Annotated in this window: 6 protein-coding genes; 2 read left to right on the top strand and 4 right to left on the bottom strand. The window is 75.1% G+C overall.

Features of this window, described 5'->3' with window-relative positions; genetic code table 11:
• Positions 1–7: 7 nt before the first annotated feature.
• Positions 8–1,015 (top strand): 2Fe-2S iron-sulfur cluster-binding protein, encoded by a 1,008-nt coding sequence (locus NH602_RS28215; protein ID WP_253069393.1) that lies wholly within the window; start codon positions 8–10, stop codon positions 1,013–1,015.
• Here NH602_RS28215 and NH602_RS28220 read toward each other — a convergent pair.
• Together NH602_RS28220 and NH602_RS28225 are read right to left on the bottom strand one after the other, a co-directional pair.
• A complete protein-coding gene (locus NH602_RS28220) occupies positions 966–1,568 on the bottom strand; it encodes a TetR family transcriptional regulator (protein WP_073574837.1) in 603 nt (200 codons plus the stop codon). The two genes, NH602_RS28215 and NH602_RS28220, sit on opposite strands and share 50 nt — an antisense overlap.
• Positions 1,569–1,579: 11 nt before the next feature.
• Entirely contained in the window at positions 1,580–2,125 is a 546-nt protein-coding gene (locus NH602_RS28225) for a pyridoxamine 5'-phosphate oxidase family protein (RefSeq protein WP_161152272.1), read from the bottom strand.
• 96 nt (positions 2,126–2,221) lie between these two features.
• Between NH602_RS28225 and NH602_RS28230 the strand changes: the two genes are divergently transcribed.
• Complete coding sequence (locus tag NH602_RS28230; RefSeq protein ID WP_253069390.1) at positions 2,222–3,133, top strand: SDR family oxidoreductase; 912 nt, start codon at positions 2,222–2,224, stop codon at positions 3,131–3,133.
• 3 nt (positions 3,134–3,136) lie between these two features.
• Here NH602_RS28230 and NH602_RS28235 read toward each other — a convergent pair whose 3' ends face one another.
• Together NH602_RS28235 and NH602_RS28240 are read right to left on the bottom strand one after the other, a co-directional pair.
• A complete protein-coding gene (locus NH602_RS28235; protein ID WP_301548884.1) occupies positions 3,137–4,369 on the bottom strand; it encodes an MFS transporter in 1,233 nt (410 codons plus the stop codon).
• A gap of 63 nt (positions 4,370–4,432) precedes the next feature.
• A partial coding sequence (locus NH602_RS28240) for a hypothetical protein (protein WP_253069392.1) occupies positions 4,433–4,650 on the bottom strand: 218 nt, incomplete at its 5' end.

Below are 4,650 nucleotides of genomic sequence, written 5' to 3' on the forward strand. Positions count from 1 at the left end.
GGTCGGCGTGACCGTCGCCGACCCGGCGGGCTCCGGTCCCGGACCGGCCGAACGGCTCGCCGGCGGCCCGGTGATGCTCGGCGCGATCCGGCGCACCGTCACCGTCTCCCTGGACGGCACCGAGGTCCGTGTCCCGGAGGACGCGACGATCCTCGACGCCCTGCACCGCGAGGGCTCCCCCGCCCAGGCCGACACCCCCACCCTGTGCTGGGCGCCGAACATGGACCCGATCAACGCCTGCCGGGTCTGCGTGGTCGAGGTCGAGGGCTCCCGCGCGCTGGTGCCCTCCTGCGCGCGGCGCTGCGAGGACGGCATGGAGGTGCGGACCGACACCGACAAGGTCCGGCACAGCCGCCGGATGGTCCTCGAACTGCTGGCGTCGTCGGTGGACATGACCCAGGCGAGCGCCGACGTGGCGCGCTGGATGACCGACTACGGCGTCGACCCCGACCGCTACGGTCCGCCCGCGCCGCCGGCCGCGGCGGGGGAGCGCGACCGCCGCCACGCCGGGCACCACCCGGCCCCCGACGGCGCGACCCGGGCGACGGTCGCCCAGCCCGTGAAGATCGACAACGAACTCTACGTGCGGGACTACTCGCGGTGCATCATGTGCTACAAGTGCGTCAATGCCTGCGGGACCGACGCCCAGTTCACGTTCGCGATCGCCGCCGCGGGCCGCGGGTTCGACGCCCGCATCGCCACCGAGCACGACGTCGAGCTGCCCGGGTCGGCCTGCGTCTACTGCGGCAACTGCATCGGGGTCTGCCCGACCGGGGCGCTGAAGTCCGTCGCCGAGCACGACCGCCGCGAGGCAGGCGACTGGCACCCCGACGAGGAGACCGTCACGACGACGATCTGCTCGTTCTGCGGGGTCGGCTGCAACCTGGAGCTGCACGTGCAGCGGGGCGAGATCGTCAACGTCACCAGCCCGGCGGACCACTCGGTCACCCACGGGCACCTGTGCATCAAGGGCCGGTTCGGGTTCCGGCACGTGCAGAACCTGCCGGAGGCGTGAGCACCGCGGCCACGAACCGGGTCAGCTCCCGCTCCACGTGCTCGGCCACCGGCAGCCGGGGGTCGAAGCTCCACCACAGCAGGGTGCCCTGCCAGTGGGTCGCCAGGAGCGCGCCGGCGCCGTCCGGGGCGCCCGGGGTGCCGGCCAGGCACGCGTCGAGGACGTCGGTGAGCGCCTGCCGCCAGGCGGCGCCCCGTCGTCGTACGTCGGGGTCGAGGAGGTCCTCGCGCAGGACCAGCAGCGCGTCGGCGTAGCTGTCGATCCCGCCGTACTGCCCCGACAGCCCGACCAGGAACGCGACGGCGCCCTCCGGCGTGCGCTCCGCCTCGGCCCCGCTCCGGGCGGTCTCGCGGTCGAGCCGGTCCCACGCGTGCAGCAGGGTCCGGCGCAGCAGGTCGGACTTCCCGCCGAAGCGCTGCACGAGCGTCGCCGGGGCGAGCCCGCTCGCCCCGGCGAGCGCGGCGAAGGTGAGCGCCTGCGGACCGCGGGCGTGCAGCACGTCGAGGGCGGCGTCGAGGACGTCCGCGTCGGGGACCTGCTTGCGACGGGGCACGGCTCACCCTCTCAGGCGGGCGGCGCCGTCGACGCCGCGGACCCGGCGAGGCCGGCCGGGTCGGGGCTGTAGGCGACCATCCAGGTCGGCTCGATCCGGTAGAAGACGACCTCGTCCCAGACGAACCCCTCCGGTCCGTAGCAGCGCTGCAGGTGGTCGAGGGTCGCGGGCCACCGGGGGTGCGCGGGTGCGCCGGCCGGGTTGAGCGGGTGCGCGGTCCCGTGCGTGAAGATCCCGAGGTCGTCGCCGCGCAGGTGGGCGGCGCTCACCGCGGGGCGGTCCGCGAGGTGACGTGCCTTCACGGCGCCGGGGTCGGTGCCGACGACCCACGCGCCGTGCAGGAAGTGTCCGTCCACACCACTGACCCGGGGTTCGCCGCGCCGCGTGGTGGTGGCCAGCGCCAGGGTGCAGATCCCGGTGGCGACCCGGACGAGCTGCTCGGCGGTCAGCGTCCGCTCCCCGGGGGTGACGATGCTGCGCAGGTGGTCCCCGGCTCCGGAGACGGAGGCGTCCAGCAGCCGCTGGAGGTCGGTGATCTCGGTGGTCGTCTCGAACATGCCGGCAGTCGGTCCCCTCGTCGGCTCGGATCGGCTCCGGCGAACATAACCGAATGCTCGTTTACAAACAATCCGGTCCCTGCGACGCTGGCCGGTATGACGGACCTGAGGGACAGGGTGGCGCTGGTGGCGGGCGCGACGCGCGGCGCCGGGCGGGGGATCGCGGTCGAGCTGGGCGCGGCCGGCGCGGTCGTGTACTGCACCGGCCGCAGTACCCGCGCGGCCCGGTCGGAGTACGACCGGCCGGAGACGATCGAGGACACCGCCGATCTCGTCACCGCCGCGGGCGGCACCGGCATCGCGGTGCCCACCGACCACCTCGACCCCGGGGCGGTCGGGGCGCTGGTGACGCGGGTCGAGCGCGACCACGGCCGGCTCGACGTGCTGGTCAACGACATCTGGGGCGGCGAGATGATGGTCGAGTGGGACGTCCCGGTCTGGGAGCACGACCTGGACAACGGGCTGCGCACGCTGCGCCTGGCGGTCGAGACCCACCTCGTCACCGCCCACCACGCCCTGGGGCTGCTCTCCCGCACACCCGGCGGCCTCGTCGTCGAGGTCACCGACGGCACCGAGGCCTACAACGCCGAGCACTACCGGCTCAACGTCTTCTACGACCTGGCCAAGATCGCGCCCATCCGGCTGGCCCGGTCCTGGGCGCACGAGCTGCGCGGGCACGGTGGGACCGCGGTCGCCGTCACCCCGGGCTGGCTGCGCTCGGAGATCATGCTGGAGCAGTTCGGGGTCACCGCCGACACCTGGCGTGACGCGTGCGTGGCCGAGCCGCACTTCGCGATCTCGGAGAGCCCGCGGTTCGTCGGCCGCGGGATCGCCGCGCTGGCCGCCGACCCCGACCGGCACCGCTGGAACGGCCGCTCCACCTCCTCGGGCGAGCTCGGGCGGGCCTACGGGGTCGACGACGTCGACGGGTCCCGGCCCGACGCCTGGCGCTACGTCACCGAGGTCCAGGACGCGGGACTGCCCGCCGACACGACCGGTTACCGGTGAGGCTCACACGGACGCGCGCGCGTCGCGCCGCTGGATGACCAGCAGCGCCGCCAGCGCCAGCAGCGCGAGCACCGCGGCCGCGACGCAGAACACGATCCCCGCGGTCCGCAGTCCCCACGCCTGGCTCGACGCCCCCAGCCCGACGACCGGCAGCGAGATCGCCACGTAGACCACCACGAAGTACGACGACGTCGTCCCCGCCCGCTGGTGGGCCTCCACCCGCGCGTTCACCGCGGCCAGGCCCTTGGAGAACGTCATGCCCTGACCGGCCCCGGCGACCACCGCGCCGGCCACCAGCTCGGCCATCGACCCCTGCGCCACCGACAGTGCGACGAGCGCGAGACCGGCCGCCAGCAGCACACAGCCCAGGGCAAGGACCCGCTCGGTGGGCGCGGTGCGGACCGCGAGCTGCGCGAGCACCGAGGCGCCCAGCAGCAGCAGCGACATCGCCCCGGCGACGGCATGGTTCGGGATCCCGATCAGGTCCGACACGATCCGCGGGGACAGCGCGGTGAACAGGCCCAGCACCGCGAACCCGGCGAACCCGGCCGTCGCCGCCGGCACGAACACGGCGCGCACCGCGGGCGGCACCTCGGGGACCTGCGGCCGCAAGGCCGGGTGCGCGGGCCGCCCGGTCACCGTCTCCGGGGCGCCCAGCACGAGCAGCCCGCACAGCGCGACGGCGACCGCGTGCACCGCGAAGGACAGGTGCAGCGGCGCGGGCAGGTACTCCACGGCCACCCCGGCGAGCGCCGCGCCCAGCCCGAGCCCGCCGATGTTCGCGACGGTCGCGACCGCGGCCCCGCGTTCGCGCCAGGACTCCGGTGCGGCCTCGATGACCGCGGCGGTCGCCGCCCCCGCGAAGATCCCGGCCGAGAAGCCGGACAGCAGCCGACCCACCAGCAGCACCCACACCGGACCCGCGACCAGGAACACCAGGCTCGACGCCAGCGACAGCGCCACCCCGGCCAGCAGCACCGGTCGCCGCCCCAGCTGGTCCGACCACCGGCCGGTGACCAGCAGCGCGGCGAGCACACCGACCGCGTAGAGCGCGAAGATCACGGTCTGGACGGTGGGGGAGAACCCGAGCTCGCGCTGGTAGAGCGCGTACATCGGGGTCGGCATCGTCGCCCCGAGCATGACCACGGCGAACGTCACGGCCAGGCAGGCGAAGGCGGCGGCCCGAGGCAGGCGGAGGATGGCGGGACCCCTTCCGGAGGACGTTGCACGGTGCACCGGCCATGATCGCAGCCGGCCGGTGCGACGGCATCCGCACCTGCGCCGCCCCCGGCCGGACGGTCAGGGGCGGCGCAGGACGTGCAGGTCCACCCCGCCCGGCAGTCTGCCGGATGTGACCGTCCAGGTCTCCCGGGCCGCGTCGAGCCAGCGCGGCGCCTCGGGGCGCCCCGGGTCGGCCAGCCACACCTGCCCGTCCGGGCCGGTCACCCGCGGCAGCAGCGCGGTGAGCGCGTCCGCGGCGGCCGCGCCGTAGAGCACGTCGGCGGCCAGGACCAGGT

It is taken from the genome of Pseudonocardia sp. McavD-2-B, assembly GCF_024124365.1.
In the GTDB taxonomy this organism is placed as follows: domain Bacteria; phylum Actinomycetota; class Actinomycetes; order Mycobacteriales; family Pseudonocardiaceae; genus Pseudonocardia; species Pseudonocardia alni.